Genomic DNA, 20,735 nt, shown 5'->3' on the forward strand with positions numbered 1-20,735 from the left:
GCACCCTATGCTGTTGATTTCGCCCTTTCAGGGCTTTGAAATTCTGCCTGGTTACTCATCTTATCTGTTTTTCCATAGATTTCACAGGGCTACACCCTATGCTGCTGATTTCGCCATTTCATGGCTTATGGTATTTTTTGCCACTGTAACTTTAATATCTAAAATTTTCCAGATTATTCAATTTTATTTTACATCTGTATTGACCCTGAAGAAATCGACATCCACAAAACCGCCCGGATCTTTGGTGGCATAATTGAAGATCGCAAATTTAGATCCCATAAAAAACCTCCGGTAATCGAAGATCATTTTGTAGTCTTTCGCCATTTCGGTCCAGTTTTTCTGGTCGGTGCTGTAGTAAAAATCCGCCAGATCTTTACCTAAGTTAAAATCGGCATCAATTCTGAAATACACTTTGTCAGTATTCAGAGGAATCCGTTTTTTCTCTTCTTTTTTAACGTCCGTCACTGCTTTGGTTTTGTTATCCAGGCTGACTTCATCAGTCGAAAATACAATGTATTTTTTACCGCCTTCCATAACGACAGACAGAATCCCGGAATCACCGTTGAATGCACTGAACCCGGCCACATCACCGTCTTTCATTCCTTTTACATCCAAGGCTACTACTCCGCTGGATTTCGGGCCTTCCATTCTCTGCGTCAATGTATTCGGTGCAAGGTAAAGGTTGTCCACGATCCTGCTGGCTTTCAGTCTTAAAAATCCTTTTCTTTCGGATAAGGACCAGGCTTCATTCACCGGATTATGGTTCCACTGCCACTGAATTTTCATTTTATTATCTGAAAATTCATCGCTTTCTACCAGATGGTTTTTCGGCTTGAACGGCGGAAGCGGAATCTCTCCTTTTAAAGGGACTTTCCCGTTGTCACCCAACACCGGCCAGCCGTCTTCCCATTTCACGGGAAGTAAAATCGGAACCCGCCCTACGCCGTTTCTGTCCTGAAAGATCAGGGAATACCAGTTGCCGTTTTTATCATCAATCAGCGCCCCTTGCCCGGCGTAGGAAAACCCTAGGAAGTTATCTTCAAGAACAACTTTCTTCTCAAAAGGCCCGGTTACCTGATCCGCCCGGTACACTTCCTGACGACGTTTTCCGCCTCTTGGCCAGGAAATCATCATCATGTAATATTTTCCGTCTTTTTTAATGATCTGGTTGCCTTCAAGTAACCCGGTTTCAGAGGCATCTCTCTGGAAAATCTCTGTACCGTCCTGATTCCCAATAATGGTTTTAAAATCCGGGCTCAGCTCAAAAACTTTGTTGGAAGTGAAGACATACACCCGGTCGTCATCGTCAAACAACAAAGACGCATCGTGAAAATGTCTTGTTCTGGTCAACAGCTTCCAGTTCCCTTTTTCAGGATTGTCGGTGACATAGAAATAGGATTTAAACGGTTCGTCGTTCGGGGAAAACAAGACATAATATTTTCCTTTGTGATAACGGATGGAAGAGGCCCACTGCCCGCGTCCGTAAACGGTTCCGTTCAGCAGATCGTATTTGGAATTGTCATTCAAAGTTTGAAAAACGTAGCTCGACATTTCCCAGTGCACCAAGTCTCTGGAATGCATTACCGGGGCGCCCGGCATGAGGTGCATCGTGGTGCTGATCAGATAGAAATCGTCGCCGTTGCGGGTGATGGACAAGTCCGGAGCGTCAGCCCAGATGATGGGATTGTTAAATTCTGTTGTCGCTTTTTTCTGAAAAGGGTTTATCTGGGCCGAAAGTGAATTCAGCCCGATAAATCCCAAAAAAGAAACTATATAAAATGATTTTTTAATATTCAAGATTTGAAATTTTTATTTAAACGCAATGCCCGCAAAGATTTTTTGACTACCCACTGCTTTTTAGATTTAAAAGCAATTCGGCAGGCTCAATATAGACTTCAACTCAGCAAAGCAATGTATCAATTTATTGTATCCACTTTGTACTGATAACCAATTTCTGTTTATCATTGGCTTTATTTCAAATCCTGCTTTAGATTTTGGCTAAAGCCAAATGGATGCTGTTTTTTTGAGAACGGGCTTCCTTCGACAAGCTCAGGATGACGTTGCCCGTTCCTATTGATTATGCTTAATTACTCATTATTAATTCGGTACAATATCGTTAGACGACGTGCTGTACAAACCGATTAAGCTTCCGGTGAAACCGCCGGCCACATCGGTGGATAAGATGTCTCCGGAAACCGGTCCTCCCAGGTTTTTAAAGCTCTTTCCGTCCACGGTATAGTTGAAGCTGAGGTTATCATTCTCACCTACTACTTGCAGTTTAATGGTTTTGGACAATGAAATTTTCTCACTGGCAACCAGTTTGGAGGCTCCTTTTTCGGTTCTTTCGAGAACAATATAATAATCTTTGCCTTTTTTGGTAATTCCGAAGACATAATTGAACCTTTCGCTTTGGTAGCAGGTAATTCCGGCCAGTTCCTTTTCAGATTTCGGTTTGAAATCCAGGGTTACGGAAGTTTCAAAATCTTCATGCTGCAGCCTGTGGAACAAAGCGGAAACCGGAGCCAAAGCTTTGATATTCGTATCCATCGGATTCACTTTTACCCCGTTTTTCGTGGAAGTAATAAAGTTTTCACGCGGCCCGCGCATGGCGATCCAGCGGAAATCCAGGTTTTTATCGGTCAGTTTGTCGTTGTAGGTAAAGTTTCCGTTCGGGAAAAATCCGTTTTGTCCGGTCTTATTCTCGGTTCCTGCCGGCAATTTCAATTTGGGCTTCATTGGTACCAATCCGTTCTGGAATACCGGATAGGTTCCGCTCCAGTCCACCGGAAGCAGGAAGGTTTCCCGGCCTTTGTTCACGCGGTTATTGACGTTCGGGCGGATGGCCAGAAATACGCCGTACCATTGCCCGTTCGGTCCTTCCACCAAGTCGGCGTGGCCCGCCCAGTCTACTTTTTCCTTGCGGTCTTTCGGGAAGTAACGCTGTGTCAGGATCGGGTTGTTTTTAGCCGGAACAAACGGTCCTTTAGGAGAATCGGCCATGAAGATCACTTCGCTGTGCCATCCGCCGGTTCCGCCTTCCGCGCACATCAGGTAATATTTTCCTTTGTATTTATATAAATGCGGCCCTTCTATCCAGATCGGTTTTTGGGTAATATCGACACCGGCGTTAACAATAATTCTATCGGAGCCTGCTACCACCTGGTCTTTTTCAAGATCATAATCCCACATTTTGATGACACGGTGGCCCTGATACTGCTCGGTTCCCTTTGGTGGAGCGTCGTTGTGAACGATGTACGCTTTTCCATCGTCGTCAAAGAAGATCGCAGGATCGATCCCGTCGAAATTCAGCTTCTGTACTTCGCTCCACCCTTTGGCTGGGTCTTTGGTTTTCACGACCATGTTTCCTACTCCGCCCGCAATCTGCGTGGTGATCATGTAGAACGTGTTATTGTATTTGTTGTACTTGATGTCCGGTGCATAAATTCCCTGGGAAACGCCTCCTTTTTCTACTTTCAATTGAGAAGGTCGATCCAATACGTGGCCGATCTGCTTCCAGTTGACCATATCTTTCGACGTAAAAATCGGAACTCCCGGAAACATCGAAAATGAAGAATTCACCAGGTAATAGTCGTCTCCTTTTTTGGTGATGCTCGGGTCCGGATAACAGCCCTGAAGGATCGGCGAATAGAACTCGTCCGGCTTCAGTGGATTGTCATTGTATATTTTATCGTTTCCACGGTAGTTGAAATCGGAAAAGGTCTGGGCAGAAATGTTGCTCACACTTAAGAACGCTGCTGCCGTCAGCAGGGTGAATTTGTTCTTTAAAAAATTCGGATTCATAGGTCTCTTTTTCATATGTAGATTTCTTAATTTTTGCTTTAAATATTGAATTGGGTTCGTTGTTTTACCAAGGTCGAACCTGTTGTTATAATTGTTGAACCCCTTCAGGGTTCGTAGTTTATTTTTCTTTTTGCCACAGGTCGCACCTGTGGCTATTTTTATTCAACCCTTTCAGGGTTTCTGACGATCCCGTTAATAGGATTTCATCCTATTCTACATTAAGCCGTTCCTTCGGGACTTCTTGTTTTGTTATAAATTCCCACAGGTTTAAAATGGGGTTATGATCGTTGAACCTTTTCAGGATTCGCAATTTTTTCCTATTCATTCATACGGGTTTCACCTGTGGCTACCTTTGTTCAACCTTTTCAAGTTTTTTGATGATCCCGTTAATAAGATTTTCATCCTATCCTATATTAAGCCGTACCTCCTGGATTTCGATGACTATTATTTAAATTTTGCTAAAGCCAATTGATACGTCCATTTTTTGTGAACGGGCTTCCTTCCCTTCGTCAAGCTCAGGATAAACTCGAGCTCAGGATGGCATCACCCTTTTGTGTTATTATTTCATTTTTAATTTATATATTTTTCCGGGTTCCGTTGGGAAATCGTAGATGAATTCGTTTTTAATTTCGGTCGGATTGAGTTTTGCCTCTTTTGAGATCAACGGTTTTTTAATTTCAGGGATTTCAAAAAAAGGATTTCGGTTTGTACCTTGTGCTTTTTCAAGTTTTATGTTCCCGGTGAACTGCATTTCATTAGGCACTCTCAATCTGCAATTTCCTCCCAGTGTTGATTTAATCATGACTTCTTTGGCTTTATTGCCGGTCCAATTGATGCTGACTTCAAATCCGCCGTAGGTTTTCAGCCCGGAAATATTGCCGTTTTTCCACTCATCCGGAAGGGCGGGAAGAATATCGATGAAACCGTTTTGGGTCTGCAAAAGCATTTCGGTGATTCCCGAGGTACAGCCGAAGTTTCCGTCGATCTGGAACGGCGGATGGGCATCGAACAGATTCGGGTAGGTTCCGCCTTTGCTTCCCCAGCCGTCTTTTTCCACCAAAGTTAATTGGTCTTTAATTAATTTATTCGCATGATTTCCGTCGAGCAGTTTTGCCCAGAGATTCACTTTCCACCCCATACTCCATCCTGTGGAAACGTCGCCGCGATGGATGAGGACGGTTCTTGCAGCATCTGTGAGTTCCGGCGTGGTGAACGGGTTGATTTGATTGGACGGAAATAATCCGTACAGATGAGAAACGTGACGGTGATTGTCTTTCGGGTCGTCCCAATCGCCCATCCATTCCTGCAGTTGTCCGTATCTTCCAATCTGCATCGGTGGTAAATTTGAAATGATGGTGTTCCAGACCGGAATTTTGTCATCATCCATATGAAGAAGCTGTGCTGCTTTCTTGGTTTTGGTGAACAGATCGAAGATCAACTGGTTATCCATGGTATTGCCTGCCGCCAAAGCACTGCCCTGATGACCCTGCGGAATGTTTTCGGGAGACATCGACGGACTTACGACCAGCCAGTAGTGCGTCGGTTCTTCGATAAGAAAATCTTCGTAGAACTGTGCAGCCGATTTTAAAACCGGATAAACCGATCTGAGGTAATTCAGATCCCCGCTGTACAGGTATTTGTCCCACAGGTGCTGGGAAAGCCAGGCGCCACCCATCGGCCACATTCCGGCGTTGGCGAAATCCACCACTCCTGTGATCCTCCAGATATCAGTATTGTGGTGAGCCACCCAGCCGCGGCTGTTGTACATGGTTTTTGCCGTTTCCTTTCCGGATTCGCTCAGGTCTTTTACCATTTGGATCAGCGGTTCGTGCATTTCCGGAAGTCCTGCTTTTTCGGCCGGCCAGTAGTTCATTTCCGTGTTGATGTTGATGGTGTATTTGCTGTCCCAGGCCGGTTTGTTGGAATTATTCCAGATACCCTGGAGATTGGCAGGCTGACCACCGGGCTGTGACGAGGAAATCAGGAGATAGCGTCCGAACTGATAATACAAAGAGATGAGTTCCGGATCATAGCCGGTTGCAAAATTCTTAATCCTGATATCAGTCGGATTTGCAGCTGCATTGGAAGTGCCTAAATCGAAATATACTCTTTTGAAATATTTTTGATACGCAGCCAGATGATTTTTAAGTAAAGTGCTGAAGCTTTTAGGTTCTGCTTCCGAAATGTATTTTTTGCTTTTTAAAACTTCGTCGGTGTTTAAAGTTTTGTAATCGGTAAAATTGGTTGCAATGGAAATCAGAATGGTTACCTCACTGGCGTTGCTTACGCCAATACTGTTTTCTGAAACTTCCGTTTTGCCATCTTTATTAAGGATTTTTGCGATTGCACTGAATCTGACTTCTCCCTGAACGCCGTCTAAAGTTGAAGACAAACCGTCCATTTGCAATGTATTAGTATCAATTGCTTTGCTGTTTTTTTTGAGTTCGCTGTTGAATTGAGCTGAAAAACTCAGTGCATTTTTTTTGTCTGAACTTAATTTGATAACAATTACATTATCAGGAATCGAAGCGAAAACTTCTCTTTTAAAATTGTTCCCATTGGTTGAGAAAGTGGTTGTTGTAATTGCTTTTTCAATATCTAATTCTCTGTAGTAATTTTTAAAATCACCATTATTTTTAAAGTCAAGAATTAAATCACCAATATTCTGGAAGGCTGAACCGTGAAGGGTTTTTGCCGTTAAACCTTTATCCGCAAGAACCTGTGCCCGTCTGTAATTTCCGTTAAATAAATAATACCGGATCGAATCCAACACTTTCGGACCGTCAGGATTATCGTTCCGGGAAGGACCGCCGGACCAGAAAGTGCTTTCGTTAAGCTGAAGCTTTTCTTTAAGAGGATCTCCGAAAACCATTGCTGCCAGCCTACCGTTTCCAATCGGCAATGCTTCCACCCACTGTTTGGCAGGCTTGTCATACCACAGCTTGTATTTTCCTCCTTTCTGAGCAAAGGAAAATCCGCTTATAAGTAGACAAAGGATAAATATGCAATGTTTGGGTTTCATTAATTTTTATTTTGTCTGTTAAACTTAACAGTTTCTTTTTAGACATCATCATCTGCGTATTGACAAACAAAATTTAAAAAACGAGACCTCAACGTGTTATAGTCAAGGTCTCTCTAACTATATATGAAGAAAAATAACAAACTTTGTTAAACGCCGCTAAAGGCGCTGAAACCTCCGTCTACCGGCAATAAGGCACCGGTAATAAAACTTGCGGCTCCAGAACAAAGGAACTGTACAGCTCCATTGAGTTCCTGCACTTCACCGAAACGCTGCATCGGAGTTTTGGCGATTACTTTTTTGCTTCTGTCGGTTAAAGAACCGTCCGGATTCAGGAGAATCGCCCGGTTCTGATCGCCGATGAAGAATCCCGGCGCTACGGCATTCACCCGGATTTTATCCCCGAATTTCAGGGCTACATCCGAAGCCAGCCATTGGGTAAAGTTGGTGATGGCTGCTTTTGCAGCCGAATATCCCGCCACTCTGGTGATCGCTGAATAGGCTGCCATGGAAGAGATATTGACGATACTACCGCTTCCCTGTTCCGCCATTGCTTTTCCGAAGACAAAGCTCGGATAAACGGTTCCGTTGATATTGAGATCGATCACCTCATCCCATCCTTTCATATCCATATCAAAGAATGACTGGTCGGGAGATAAGGTCGCTGCGGGAATATTTCCGCCTGCAATATTTAAGAGGATATCGATTTTACCGTACTTTTCAATAATTTTTTTTGAAGCTTCTTCAAGACTTGAAATGTCCATCACATTGGCTTCTACGGAAAAGGCATCACCGCCTGATGCCTTTAATTCCTTAACAAAAGCATCCAGTTTTTCCTGGCTTCTGCCCAGTGCCACTACTTTTGCCCCGGCTTCGATGAAACTTTTAGCCAGGCTTCCGCCTAAAACGCCGGAAGCACCTGTAATTACGGCTACTTTATTTTTTATGCTGAATATTTCGTTCATTGTTATGATTGATAATTGATGATTGATAATTGATGATTGATAATTGATCGAAAACGAATGCCGATTTTATCTTGACATTTCGTTTTGAATGGCAGCCATTGCGCCTTCGATCTGTCCTAAAGCCAACATTCTGCCCAGGAATGAGTAGCCGGGATTGTAACCCTTATCAATATCTTCGGTTAACAGTCTTCCGTGATCAATCCGCATTGGTAGATCCGGGTTTTCTTTTTCGAATACGCGGATGACATCAATTAATTTTCCTCTTCCGCCTAAATGATGCGCTTCAATAAAATCTCCATTCTCGAAAACGTTGGTGCTTCTGAGGTGAACGAATTTCGTGCGATGCGCAAACTTCTGCGCAAGTTTCGGAACATCATTGTTAAGGTTTGCGCTTAGTGATCCTGCGCAAAACGTCAGTCCGTTGTGAGGATTGTCTACGGCGTTTAAGAACCAGTCGATATCGTCCTCGTTGGTAACAATCCTTGGAAGGCCAAGTAAAGCGAAAGGCGGATCGTCAGGATGTACACACATCTGGATGCCCCATTTTTCGCAAACCGGCATTATTTTTTCGAGAAAATATTTAAGGTTTCGGCGAAGCTGGTCTTTATCAATTCCGTCATACAGCGCCAGTAAATTATTGAATTTTTCCACCGGGTTCAGATCGCCTTCCTTAATGTTTCCATTAACGAATCCCTGGGTTTTTACAATCACCGAATCAATCAGATCATTGTTATCCTCTTCGGTAAGGCTATTTTTCAGCTCTTCTACTTTCTGAAGAATTTCTGGGGTGTAATCATTTTCCGCACCCTTCCTTTTTAAGATATGGATCTCAAAATAAGCGAATTTGGCTTTGTCAAAATATAAGGATGACGAACCGTCTTCCCATGCATGGAAAAGATCTGTTCTTGCCCAGTCGAGCACCGGCATAAAGTTGTAACAAACGGTTGTTACACCTGCTTTGCCCAGATTTTCAAGACTGGTGATGTAGTTTTCTATCAAAAAGTCGCGGTCTCCACCTCCATACTTGATCGCTTCGCTTACCGGGAGGCTTTCCACCACAGACCAGCGAAGACCGTAACTTTCTATATAGTTTTTATAATCATTCACCGCCTCCAAACTCCAGACCTGCCCGTTCGGGATATCGTGTAGTGCCGAAACAATTCCTTCAACTCCGATCTGACGGAGTGTCTCCAATGTGATCTTATCTTTTTTGCCAAACCAACGCCAGGTTTTTTCCATAAGTTTTGAATTTTTCTTCATACTAAACAAAATAGGTGCTTTTCAACACCTATTTTGCTGCTAATATGAATGTAGAATAAAATTTAATTAGTATCCAGGATTCTGGTATTTTGCTTTTTCGTCAGCAGTTGCTCCACTCATGGCATCGATCTGCCCCTGTGGAATCGGTCTCAGATAATGGAAAGGCTGAATGTTACGTGTTACTGTTTGCGGAGTATGATTTCCGTATGCAGTACCTCCAATTTTATAAGTAGCTGCATATTCTCCCCATTTCTGTGTACGCACCAAGTCATACCATCTGTAGAATTCCCCGTAATATTCACGCGATCTTTCTGCCAAGATGTAGTCTATGGTAATTGCAGAAGGAGTTGCTGCCGTCATTGCTGCACTATTATCTGCAATATAAGTTGTGTTTTGCGCATTACTAAATTTCCATTTACCTGCTCTTGCACGGATCACATTTATCAAATCTCTTGCAGACATTGATCCTGAAGCTCCTTTTACTGCTGCTTCCGCTGCGATAAAGTAGAATTCTGAAAATTTAGCCACATTAAAAGGTCTCGTTAAACCAGCGTTAGGATATCCTAGTCCATTTGGATCATCAGTTCTGTAAGTTCCTATTTTCCATAGTCCAGGATAAACGATTCTGCTGATGCCGTTTGGTGCAACTACATAATCTGCTCTTCCTGGCAATGTACCTGCTCCTACACCATTTTGACCAGCCCCCGAAGGATAAGTCGGTGTTTGGGAATCATCATTAAGGAAACTTAGAATAGCTCCTCCCGGTTGTACAGGTAAGCTATTAGCATTGTACAAAACAGGATTTGTTACACCTGCTTTATCCCAGTTGCCTCTGTAAGTCGTTACGAAAGTTCCGTCATATCTTGAATCGGTAGTTTTATCAGCAAAAGTATTCTGAAATACTCCAATCGGAGGACACATACGAACCCATGGACGTCCCAGCGACTGTGTGGCGGCACGTTGTACAGAACTTACTGCAGTAAAGGTTGTTGCAGAACTGCTGCTCTTCAGGTTGGTATAGTTCCACGTCTGCATCCATGCGGCAAAATTATCAGGTGCCCATCCGGAACCAAAGCCAACAGGATCAGATTCATTATAGAATGCGCTAGCCTGAGTGTGATCGGCGTATAGCATACATTCGTTGTTTCTGTCGTTTGAACCTACATTTACATCATAAAATGTCGGCTGTAAAGCATATGGCCCAGGAGTGCTGATACCCATCATAGCCGTATCATAAGCCTGTTGGAAATACCATTGTGCATTGTGACCATCCGGATCTGTTCTTGCAGCATCTGGGTAAGTCGGGATGTTATTAGGATTTTGTAACCACCAACCATAAGTAAGGTATGCTTTAGCTAAAAACAGCCGTGCCACATTCTTCGTCACACCACCGGTAACTCTTGGACTGGCAGGAAGGTTATTTACTGCTTTCAATAAATCAGGGAAAATACCTCTAGTGTATACTTCCGGAACCGTATTTCTCTTGGAAGTTGTTACTGCATTTGTGTTTAGCGCAAGTTCTCCGGCTCCCAAATCCAATGGCACCCCTCCATAAGTCTGAACCAGCATAAAATAATCAAATGCTCTGAAAAATCTCGCTTCAGAAATTAATGATTCTGCAACACCAAATTGTGGACCTCTCTCTACAATTCCGTTTGCCGTATTAATAGAAGGGAAAACAGATCCCCAAATCATGCTTGGTGGAAAAGAAGACGATGTAACATTACCATTTCCGGAAAAATCCAACTCTTTAAAGTTTCCGTCCGCACTTTGTGCCCACGTTGATTCATCTGTTCCGTTCTGGCAGTTACTCATAAAGTAACCGTTACCATATAATAAGCGTAAACTTCTGTACAAAGACGTTACACCTGCTGTAACCCCATCCGGCGTATTAAAATAATCCACCGTATAGTTAGATCTTGGCTGCTCGTCCAGAATTTCGTTACAGCTAGATAGGCAAAGCGTAAAGAAGAACGCTCCTAAAACTATTTTTTTATTAAACTTGATCATGATTTTGTAATTTAAAAAGATAAATTGATTCCCATTAGATAATTACGTGTAGACGGGTTATTTGCTCCGATAATCAGCTGTCGGCTATTATATGGAAGACTGCTGTTTACCGCCTGATTCTGGTTACCGTAAGAGTTCGGTTCAGGATCCATACCGGATTCTTTATGATATGGAGAGAATAGAACCAAAGGGTTGGTTACCGTAACATAAATTCTTAAGCTATTTAGTTTCAGATCATCCAAAAATTCTTTTTTTACATTATAACCGAGTGTTATTGTTCTGAGTTTAAGATATGATCCGTCGAAATAAGCAAGAGTAGAGCCATACTTCGGGTTATCTCCACTCATGATTCCTCCCGGCTTAGGATATCTTACATTCGGATTTTCTGCTGTCCAATAATCTACATCTACATTGTTCCCTCTTCCCGTTAATCGGTTAAGATAACCTGAAGAGCCATAAATAGAACTGATCAAAACACCACCGTGCTGAAAAGCACCAACTGTACTCAACTCGAAATTTTTGTAAGCAAATCGCATATTGAAACCACCCTGCCAATCCGGTGCAGTGTCAATGATTTGTCTGTCGTCTGGACCTATTGCTCTTACCGGAGTACCATCTGCATTGTAAGCTCCGGTGTAAAGGACTTTAATCATTCCTACATTACCACCCGGTTCCAGTATATTCAGATAAGGATCACCTTGTTGCCACAACCCAATATTTTGATAGTCATAGATAGCATTGATATTATGTCCAACAAACCAATTATTAGCAACATCACGAGTAGTCCCTGAATTCAAAGCTAAAATCTGATTTCTGTTAGCATACCAGTTTACACCTGCATCCCAGCTAAAGCCATCAGGATTGTTTATAATAGTCCCATTGAGTGAAACTTCCCAACCTTTGTTTTCGATTTGACCTATATTGTTAGTTACACTAGCAATACCTCCTGATATAGGAAGATTTGTTGGAGATAGAACCTGTTCTGTTTTAGTTCTATAATATTCTACAGTACCTGTCAATCTATTATTGAACAAGCCGAAATCCAAACCAAAGTTATTGGTTTTGGAATATTCCCAACCAAGTTCAGGATTTGGTGCTGTAGTAATATACACCCCTGTAGTATTTGTATTTCCGAAATTATACGGAACTACACCTAAAGTTCCTTTTGTTGTATATGGACCAACAGCCTGGTTAGATGTCTGTCCCCATCCATATCTTAGTTTAAACTGGTTGATGGCTTTGATGTTTTGCATAAAAGATTCATTAGCCAGATTCCAACCCAAAGATATTGCCGGATAAGTGTGCCATTTGTTACCTGGTGCTAATACAGACGCACCATCTGCACGAAGCGTTGCCGTAATCATATATTTATTATCATACGTATACATAGCACGCCCCATGTAAGACAAAAGACCTCTTTGGATATATATCTGATCTTCAGGCTTTACAGAAATATCTGCCTGTGGAGACTGTCCCAAATTATAATACTGGAAAAAGTCAGAAGGTACATTTTTAGCACTCATGTAGGTGCTGATAGTCCTGGTTCCTTCTGCAGAATATAAAGCTACTGCATTAATCTTATGCTTTCCAAACGTTCTATCATAAGTCAATAAATTCTCTAAAGCCCAATGATAATTTTGATTATTTCCTCTTCCTGCGCTGGAAGGTGCTGCTGCATTTACATTAAATACCCCTACTCCTACATAGTTTCCGCTGTTGGCAGTGGTATAATCCAAACCTACATTCAATCTATACTTTAAACCGGTAATCGGTAAACTTACTTCTCCATATAAATTGTTGTATGAAGACAGACCCTTACTTTCATCAACGTATTTGTCACCAAGATTTTCTAAGGTCTTTCTTATATATACCCAAGACTGGTCAATATTTGAAGCTGTACTAATTGTTCTTTTAATACTACCATCAGCATTATAAGGATTTGCTAAAGGAGAATTTCCCAGAACCGGCGCTCCAGCTACTCCATTACCCTCTGATACGGTATAATTAGTATTGGATGTGAATCCGAATTTAAAGCTCTTACCCACCTGCTGATCCAAAGCTATTCTTAATGAGAACCTTTCGTAGCTCTGGATTGGGATTAAAGCGTCCTGCTTAAAATAAGACAAACCTACATTGTAATTTCCACCTTCAGTACCACCTGAAACACCTACATCATGACTGGTCATCATAGCCGGTTTGTAATATAGCTTTTGCCAGTCGGTGTTTGTATCTAATGTTTCATCTTTTCCTAATCCATAAACATTTCCGGCATCAACTCTTAATTTAGCCAATTTAGGACCATCCATCATTGGAAATCTTGAGAACAGTGTCTGAACACCTGTAAAGGAATTATAGGTGAATCTGGGTTTTTGACCTTTGGAACCTCTGTTCGTCGTTACCAAGATAACCCCGTTCGCTCCTCTGGAACCGTAGATCGCCGTAGCAGAAGCATCCTTGAGAATATCGATACTTTTAATATCACTAGAACTGATATCAGATAATGATCCCACAAACGGAATTCCATCAAGAACGACTAATGGATCATTAGCACCAGGTGTTAAAGATCTGGTTCCCCTGATACGGATCTGCATCGTAGCTCCTGGCTTGGTAGAAGTCTGGCTGATATCAACACCCGCTGTCCTTCCTTGTAATGCCTGCGTAATATTAGCGGTAGGCACCTCACGAAGAACATCACCTTTTACGGAAGCTACCGACCCCGTTACAGCTTCTTTTCTCTGGGTACCATATCCGATGACAACAACTTCTTCTATCTTTTTCTCCTTCGGCACCGTATCTTTTTTAACCTGAGCATACGCCATGCCGGCAGGTAATAAGGCCATAGCAAAAAAGAGGGCGGCCTTATTGGTTTTAGCAAAATAAAATCGGTTCATAATTATTATTTTTAAATATTAGGGTTGAAATAAAAAGGCTGGTAATAATTATTTTAAAAATCCTTAGTGCTTAGCAGCCTTTCTACTTATTTTTAGATATACATATTCACAATAGCTTCAAACAATTCCTGTTTTCCGCTTTTTGGCTGAGGTTCCCCGATTTCATGTGCTATTCTCTGAAGATCCTCTAGGGTAAGAGATCCTTCTTCAAATGCCTTTCCGTGCCCGTTGTCAAAAGAAGCATAGCGGTCTGTTCTTAATTTGTTGTAGTCCGAGTTTTCAAGAATATCGGCAGCAGCCAAAAGACCCTTTGCAAATACATCCATTCCTGAAATGTGAGAGATAAATAAATCTTCAGGATCGATAGAGTTTCTTCTGATTTTAGCATCGAAGTTTACCCCTCCTTTTCCTAGACCTCCTGCCGGAAGCAACACCAACCATGCCTGAACCATTTCCAGGTAATCTACCGGGAACTGATCGGTATCCCAACCATTCTGGTAATCTCCTCTGTTCGCGTCGATGCTTCCTAACATTCCTGCATCTACCGCTGCCTGAAGTTCGTGCTCGAAAGTATGGCCTGCCAGTGTAGCATGGTTTACTTCGATATTTAATTTAAAATCTTTATCTAATCCGTAATGTCTTAAGAATCCGATCACCGTTTCAGAATCATAATCGTACTGGTGCTTGGTCGGCTCCATCGGCTTAGGCTCGATCAGGAAGTTTCCGGTGAAACCTTGCTGACGGGCATAATCTCTGGACATCGTTAAGAAACGTGCCAAATGGTCTTTTTCACGCTTCATATCCGTATTCAGAAGGCTCATATACCCTTCTCTTCCGCCCCAGAACACATAATTTTCTCCTCCAAGTGCAATAGTTGCATCAATAGAGTTTTTTACCTGAGTTCCGGCACATGCCAATACATCAAAATTCGGGTTGGTAGAAGCTCCGTTCATGTACCTTTCGTGGGTGAAAACGTTTGCCGTTCCCCAAAGAAGCTTAATTCCCGTTTCTGCCTGCTTTTGCTTGGCATATTCTACAACCGCCTGAAGGTTTTTTTCATAATCTTTCCAGTTGTCTGCAGGATCTACCAAGTCGATGTCGTGGAAACAGTAGAAGTTGAAGCCCATTTTGGACATGAATTCAAAACCTGCATCCAGTTTGTGCATTGCTCTGGTTACTGCATCGTTTCCGATATCCCAAGGGTGGTGAATAGTTGCTCCACCGAACGGATCGCTTCCGTTGGCACATAATGTATGCCACCAGGCCATTGCAAAACGGGTCCAGTCTTTCATTGGTTTCCCCATGATTACTTTTTCTGCATCATAATAGCGGAACGCCATCGGATTTCTGCTTTCCTTCCCTTCAAACTTAATCTTATCGATCCCTGTGAAAAACTCTTTTGTACCTGTTAAAGTGTTCATATTTTGTCTTATTTATTTTTTATTTTCTTTAATTTTTCGCACGGAAACTCCCGGCTCACTGATTGTTGAAGGTCAGCAAGTACATTGGAATTTCTTTTGTGATTTTTATTAAATGATTTCGTTAAGATGGTTTTTCCATCTCGAATAGGCTTCTGTATATTGCTCGCGCTTCTCATGTTCCGGCTCGATAACGGCGATCTTTTCGAGTGATGAAAAGGCTTCTCTGGAATCTGCATAGAATCCGATTCCCATTCCCGCAGCCCTGGCAGCACCCACGGCTCCGTCAGTATCATATAATTCGATAACCGCGTTGCTGACACTGGCGAGCGACTGCCGGAAGATCGAACTTAAAAACATATTGGCATTTCCTGCACGGATCACCTGGATATCCATCCCGATGTTCCGCATGATATTCATTCCGTATTCGTAAGAGAAGACGATTCCTTCCTGAGCCGCACGCAGAATATCTCCTTTCGAGTGGATGTTGAAGTTGATCCCGTGGATCGAACAGCTCGTATCCTTATTTTCCAATACCCTTTCCGCTCCGTTTCCGAAAGGGATGATGCTTAATCCTTTTGAACCGATCGGCGAAAGCGAAGCCATATCGTTCATATCTCCGTAAGAAGAAAGCGAAGTGGCAAAATTGTGCTTCAGCCATGAATTAAGAATCCCGGTTCCGTTGATGCAAAGCAGAACACCTAATCGGGTCTGTTCCGGGGTATAATTTACGTGGGCAAAAGTATTTACTCTGGATAGTTTATCGTACTCCAGCTGATCGAGTACTCCATAAACAACACCTGAAGTTCCCGCGGTGGAAGCGATTTCCCCCGGATTGAAAACGTTCAGTGACAGTGCATTATTCGGCTGGTCCCCTGCCCTGTAGGAAATCGGAGTTCCTTCCTTTAATCCCAGTTCCTGAGCAGCTGCTGCAGAAACCGTAGACTGGATTCCGAACGTAGGTACGATTTCCGGGAAAAAGCTTTTCGGGATTCCATAATAATTGATGACATCTTCCGAAATGCAGTTGTTTTTAAAATCCCAGAAAATCCCTTCGGATAATCCTTCTATCGTAATTCCGATCTGCCCGGAGAGTCTCATCGCGATATAGTCTCCCGGAAGCATGATCTTATCTATTTTTTCAAAAATCTCAGGTTCGTTTTCTTTTACCCAAGCCAGTTTTGAAGCGGTAAAATTTCCCGGAGAATTCAATAAATGCGATAAACATTTTTCTTCTCCGATGGCTTTAAAAGCCTTCTCCCCATAAGGAACGGCACGGCTGTCGCACCAGATGATGGAAGGCCTCAGCAAATTCTGGTCCTTATCTACAAGAATCAGCCCATGCATCTGCCAGGTAATCCCGATCCCTTTAATATCTTCGGCCTGTACACCGGATTCGTGCATCACCGCTTCATGCGCCAGCTTCAGATTGGTCCACCAGTCGCCCGGGTTCTGTTCTGCCCAGCCCGGATGGATCGCCGTGATTTTCATTTCCTTTTTCGGAGAAAATTCTGAAGCAATCACTTTTCCGCTGGATGCCTCGATGAGACACACTTTTACAGAAGAACTGCCGATGTCATAGCCTAATAAGTACATAGTATAAAGGAGGGTATTATTTAATTAGTTTCGTATTGTTTTTCTTAAAGACCTTGGCATCAAACTTATAATATCTAGCGGCACGGTGCGATACGTTTTTTTCAATTTCATCCAACGGCACGATATAGTTGAAGGATGATATTTTTTTATGAAAGTTTTTAATATCTATATATTTTTCACTCAATGCAGTGTACAGCTGGTACAACTGCCTTATGGTAAATCTCTTCGGCAACAGCTCGAAAATAATCGAGAAATCCGACTCGATCCATTTTCTGATCTCGATCAGCGATTCACTGATGATCTTATTATGGTCGAAAGGCAGCGAAGGCACCTGATCGATCGGGAACCAATCTACCGTGCTGTACTTGGTGCTGTTGATCTTATGATCGATCTTGCAAAGCGACAGATACGCTACGGTAATGATCCGGTCGATATGATGTTTATACTCCTCTCCCATCCAGTTAATGTCTTTTTCATTATTTGCCCTCATCGGGTCTGCAAAACATTTAAACTGCTTCAATACCATTTTTCTGATCCCTGTAAGCTCGTGAAGAACTCTTTCTGCTGCATCGTCTACATCCTCATCACTAAAGATAAGACTTCCCGGAAGCTTAATCTGCTTTTCCGTATCCAGATGCCTTTCCACGAGTAAAATATTCAATCTGTTTTCATGGTCAAATCCAAAAACGACACAATCAACAGAAACATAGGTATGTATAAATTCAGGGCTCATTAAAGTGTTAACATTTATGTAACATGACAAATATAAAAATTCAGATGAATAAAAAAAATATTTTTATTGCTAACACTTAAATATCAGCAATTTACATATCGATTTTTTATGATAACAATTGTATATTAATAATGATAAGCTTATCATAAAAAACACACTTACAAATAATGTAAAAGATCATTTAACAAGCATTTATCTAAAAAATTCACACAAAAATGATCTTATTTTTTCCGGCAAAATAATATGATAAGAATTGTTAAAAAATATTTTAAAAAAAAACATAAACAAGTGTAAAAAAAACACTTTTATAGCCAAAAAAGCATTAAAAAAACATTAATTTTTTTACCGTTTTTGTATGTAAGGCTCACTAAAGTTATAAAAAGTGGAATTTTGGTAAATGTTTACATGATGCGGGAAGGCTTTTAAAATCGGATGTAATTAAAATTAACGGGTATACCTGTAATGGGCAGGGCGTCTACAATCACTTATGATGGTCTGACTATTATAACAGATCCCATTAATGTTCTTTTATCAAACGGAAAAGCAACTTTGCTAAATCCAGTCCGGCTGCTTTTTTAAAAATCAGATTAAATTGTATAGAAATTTCACTTATCTCAAGTCGGCTTCAAATAGTCTCGATCGGGTTACATCCCTACGCCCGTAAATAATCAACTTTGTTTCATTAAATTTTAAAATCACTTAGAATTATGCAGAACCACAAAAACAAAGTTGCGCTGGTATCGGGTGCGAATACCGGGGTGAGCTTCCAGACCAGCAAAGCCCTTATAGAAAACGGATACACAGTGTATACAGGCTCCCGCGACCTGCAAAAAGGAAGAACAGCAGCTCGCTGATCGGGCAGAACGCCCGGCAGTATATCCGCAGCAAGCTCATTGAAAAAGCCAGGGAAAAACTCATCGGAACCGATCTGATGGTAGCGGAGATCGCTTATGAGCCGGGTTTTGAACACCCTCAGTCGTTCAGCAAAATGTTCAGGCTCCGGACGGGCCTGTCGCCGCTGGAGTTTAGGGGCTCTTTTGAATGAGACAGGAAATCTACAGATTTTTCAAAAAAGAACATTTAATTAAGATTTTAAACCCGAATGGTATAAAAGGAAAATTTTATTTTACAAAATACCCAAATATTATGGTATTTTGTTTTTCCGTTTATTATATTTTATTTAATTTAACTCATCTGAAATTAAACAAAGATTAATAAGCATTTTTTTTATTCAGACATAAAAAACAAAATAACTATTGATTTACTTTGACAGAAATAGAGAAGCATATTGGCCTTATTTCTTATATCGATACGGAAATTGAACCTACCAGTCGCAAAATCCTTGATATCGGAGGAATAAAAGAAGACGGAAGTTCGTTTCATAAGACTTCTGTTGCAGAATTTATTCAGTTTATTGAAACAACTCCATTTATCTGCGGGCATAATATCATCAAGCACGACCTTCAATATCTCCGGACAGCTATCCGTGATGCAGGAATTGATGCTAAAAACATTATCGACACCCTGCCCCTTTCCCCTTTACTCTTTCCTACAAAACCTTATCATGCGCTTTTAAAAGACGATAAAATTCAGACAGAAGAGGTTAATAATCCTCTTTACGATTCGATTAAAGCAAGGGATTTGTTCCACGATGAAATAGATGCATTTTACCGGACCGATGAGAATCTCAGGCAGATCTTCTGCCTGTTATTGAAAGACAAAAAAGAGTTTTCGGGTTTTTTCCGTTTTATCAATTATACCGGAAAGGAACGTGATACCGAAGAGCTGATCCGGCAGAAATTCAGGAATCAGTTCTGTGAACATGTCGATTTGGCAAAAATAATAGAGACCTATCCTATCGAATTAGCTTACTGCCTCTCACTGGTTGACTCTTTCGTTCATCATAAAAAAATCCACTCCATTACTCCGCCCTGGGTGCTGAAGAACTATCCGGAGGTGGAAAGATTAATGCTGATGCTGAGAAACAGGCCCTGCATCAAAGGATGTACCTATTGCCGTGAAGCATTGGATATATACAAAGGTTTAAAAAAGTTTTTCGGCTTCGATGCATACCGTAAGTATGGTGGTGAGGCCCTACAGGAAAAAGCAGTGCAGGCTGCCGTAAACAATAAATCCCTGCTTGCCGTCTTCCCGACGGGCGGTGGAAAATCCATTACTTTCCAGGTACCTGCTCTGATGGGCGGAGAGAATTCAAAGGGCCTTACGGTTGTGATCTCACCTTTACAGTCTTTGATGAAAGACCAGGTGGATAACCTGGAAAAAAATAATATTACGGATGCCGTCACAATCAATGGATTACTCGACCCTATCGAAAGGGCCAGATCATTTGAAAGGGTGGAAGACGGATCCGCTTCCCTTCTGTACATCTCTCCGGAATCACTGCGTTCGAAAAGCATCGAGCGACTGATGCTGGGAAGAAAGATCATCCGTTTCGTCATCGATGAAGCGCATTGCTTTTCATCATGGGGACAGGATTTCAGAGTTGATTATCTTTATATAGGTGATTTTATCAAATCCATCCAGGAAAAGAAAAACCTCGATTACCGCATACCCGTTTCCTGTTTTACCGCTACGGCAAAACAAAAAGTAATAGAAGATATCCGGACTTACTTCAGGGAAAAACTGGATCTTGACCTTGAATTATTCACATCAAAAGCATCAAGGACGAATCTCCGGTACAAAGTTTTTGAGAAAGCTGATGAAGAAGAAAAATACCAGGCCGTCCGCGATCTGATAGAGGAGAAAAACTGCCCGGTTATTATCTACGTTTCCCGGACAAGGAAAGCTTACCTGCTTGCAGAAAGATTAACCAGGGACGGTTTTGATGCAAAGCCATATCATGGAAAAATGGACAAGCAGGAAAAATCTGAAAACCAGAATTCCTTTATCAGCGGTAAAACACAGATTATGGTGGCCACGTCTGCTTTCGGAATGGGCGTAGATAAAAAAGATGTGGGTATGGTGATTCATTAAGAAATTTCGGATTCGCTTGAAAACTATGTCCAGGAAGCGGGAAGAGCC

The 20,735-nt window shown here is 41.8% G+C and carries 13 protein-coding genes; 3 read left to right on the forward strand and 10 right to left on the reverse strand.

The window, feature by feature from the left end; all coding sequences use genetic code 11:
* Positions 1-183 precede the first annotated feature (183 nt).
* The 10 genes from ACED20_RS06715 to ACED20_RS06760 form a co-directional block, all read right to left on the reverse strand.
* Complete coding sequence (locus ACED20_RS06715; RefSeq protein WP_378103948.1) at positions 184-1,797, reverse strand: glycoside hydrolase 43 family protein; 1,614 nt, start codon at positions 1,795-1,797, stop codon at positions 184-186.
* Between the two features lie 300 nt (positions 1,798-2,097).
* Positions 2,098-3,816: a glycoside hydrolase family 43 protein gene (locus ACED20_RS06720; RefSeq protein WP_378103950.1), complete on the reverse strand. Its 1,719-nt coding sequence runs from the start codon at positions 3,814-3,816 to the stop codon at positions 2,098-2,100.
* 544 nt (positions 3,817-4,360) lie between these two features.
* Positions 4,361-6,823 (reverse strand): glycoside hydrolase N-terminal domain-containing protein, encoded by a 2,463-nt coding sequence (locus ACED20_RS06725; protein ID WP_378103952.1) that lies wholly within the window; start codon positions 6,821-6,823, stop codon positions 4,361-4,363.
* Between the two features lie 146 nt (positions 6,824-6,969).
* Entirely contained in the window at positions 6,970-7,785 is an 816-nt protein-coding gene (locus tag ACED20_RS06730) for an SDR family oxidoreductase (protein WP_378103953.1), read from the reverse strand.
* Between the two features lie 66 nt (positions 7,786-7,851).
* The gene (uxuA, locus tag ACED20_RS06735; protein WP_378103955.1) at positions 7,852-9,024 is read right to left on the reverse strand and encodes a mannonate dehydratase; all 1,173 of its coding nucleotides are present in this window, start codon (positions 9,022-9,024) and stop codon (positions 7,852-7,854) included.
* An 87-nt stretch (positions 9,025-9,111) separates the two neighbouring features.
* Positions 9,112-11,055: a RagB/SusD family nutrient uptake outer membrane protein gene (locus ACED20_RS06740; RefSeq protein WP_294267301.1), complete on the reverse strand. Its 1,944-nt coding sequence runs from the start codon at positions 11,053-11,055 to the stop codon at positions 9,112-9,114.
* 11 nt (positions 11,056-11,066) lie between these two features.
* Complete coding sequence (locus ACED20_RS06745; RefSeq protein WP_294267299.1) at positions 11,067-13,946, reverse strand: SusC/RagA family TonB-linked outer membrane protein; 2,880 nt, start codon at positions 13,944-13,946, stop codon at positions 11,067-11,069.
* Between the two features lie 92 nt (positions 13,947-14,038).
* The gene (gene xylA, locus ACED20_RS06750) at positions 14,039-15,367 is read right to left on the reverse strand and encodes a xylose isomerase (protein ID WP_294267297.1); all 1,329 of its coding nucleotides are present in this window, start codon (positions 15,365-15,367) and stop codon (positions 14,039-14,041) included.
* A 108-nt stretch (positions 15,368-15,475) separates the two neighbouring features.
* Entirely contained in the window at positions 15,476-16,960 is a 1,485-nt protein-coding gene (locus ACED20_RS06755; RefSeq protein WP_294267294.1) for a xylulokinase, read from the reverse strand.
* A gap of 16 nt (positions 16,961-16,976) precedes the next feature.
* A complete protein-coding gene (locus tag ACED20_RS06760) occupies positions 16,977-17,693 on the reverse strand; it encodes an NUDIX domain-containing protein (RefSeq protein ID WP_378103959.1) in 717 nt (238 codons plus the stop codon).
* 707 nt (positions 17,694-18,400) lie between these two features.
* Here ACED20_RS06760 and ACED20_RS06765 point away from each other — a divergent pair.
* The 3 genes from ACED20_RS06765 to ACED20_RS06775 all read left to right on the forward strand — a co-directional run bounded on the left by ACED20_RS06765 (position 18,401) and on the right by ACED20_RS06775 (position 20,687).
* Positions 18,401-18,547 (forward strand): hypothetical protein, encoded by a 147-nt coding sequence (locus ACED20_RS06765; RefSeq protein ID WP_294221291.1) that lies wholly within the window; start codon positions 18,401-18,403, stop codon positions 18,545-18,547.
* Between the two features lie 38 nt (positions 18,548-18,585).
* Positions 18,586-18,738 (forward strand): helix-turn-helix domain-containing protein, encoded by a 153-nt coding sequence (locus ACED20_RS06770; RefSeq protein ID WP_378104093.1) that lies wholly within the window; start codon positions 18,586-18,588, stop codon positions 18,736-18,738.
* A gap of 221 nt (positions 18,739-18,959) precedes the next feature.
* Positions 18,960-20,687, forward strand: coding sequence for a RecQ family ATP-dependent DNA helicase (locus tag ACED20_RS06775; RefSeq protein ID WP_378103961.1), 1,728 nt, complete (start codon positions 18,960-18,962; stop codon positions 20,685-20,687).
* The last annotated feature ends 48 nt before the right edge of the window (positions 20,688-20,735 follow it).

It is taken from the genome of Chryseobacterium sp. sg2396, assembly GCF_042610505.1.
Taxonomy (GTDB): domain Bacteria; phylum Bacteroidota; class Bacteroidia; order Flavobacteriales; family Weeksellaceae; genus Chryseobacterium.

What these genes read in the sequence shown, in the direction of transcription:
- xylA (WP_294267297.1), bottom strand. Translation starts at nt 15,367, where the DNA reads ATGAACACTTTAACAGGTACAAAAGAGTTTTTCACAGGGATCGATAAG.
- ACED20_RS06740 (WP_294267301.1), bottom strand. Translation starts at nt 11,055, where the DNA reads ATGATCAAGTTTAATAAAAAAATAGTTTTAGGAGCGTTCTTCTTTACG.
- uxuA (WP_378103955.1), bottom strand. Translation starts at nt 9,024, where the DNA reads ATGGAAAAAACCTGGCGTTGGTTTGGCAAAAAAGATAAGATCACATTG.
- ACED20_RS06730 (WP_378103953.1), bottom strand. Translation starts at nt 7,785, where the DNA reads ATGAACGAAATATTCAGCATAAAAAATAAAGTAGCCGTAATTACAGGT.
- ACED20_RS06745 (WP_294267299.1), bottom strand. Translation starts at nt 13,946, where the DNA reads ATGAACCGATTTTATTTTGCTAAAACCAATAAGGCCGCCCTCTTTTTT.
- ACED20_RS06760 (WP_378103959.1), bottom strand. Translation starts at nt 17,693, where the DNA reads ATGAGCCCTGAATTTATACATACCTATGTTTCTGTTGATTGTGTCGTT.
- ACED20_RS06725 (WP_378103952.1), bottom strand. Translation starts at nt 6,823, where the DNA reads ATGAAACCCAAACATTGCATATTTATCCTTTGTCTACTTATAAGCGGA.
- ACED20_RS06720 (WP_378103950.1), bottom strand. Translation starts at nt 3,816, where the DNA reads ATGAAAAAGAGACCTATGAATCCGAATTTTTTAAAGAACAAATTCACC.
- ACED20_RS06755 (WP_294267294.1), bottom strand. Translation starts at nt 16,960, where the DNA reads ATGTACTTATTAGGCTATGACATCGGCAGTTCTTCTGTAAAAGTGTGT.
- ACED20_RS06765 (WP_294221291.1), top strand. Translation starts at nt 18,401, where the DNA reads ATGCAGAACCACAAAAACAAAGTTGCGCTGGTATCGGGTGCGAATACC.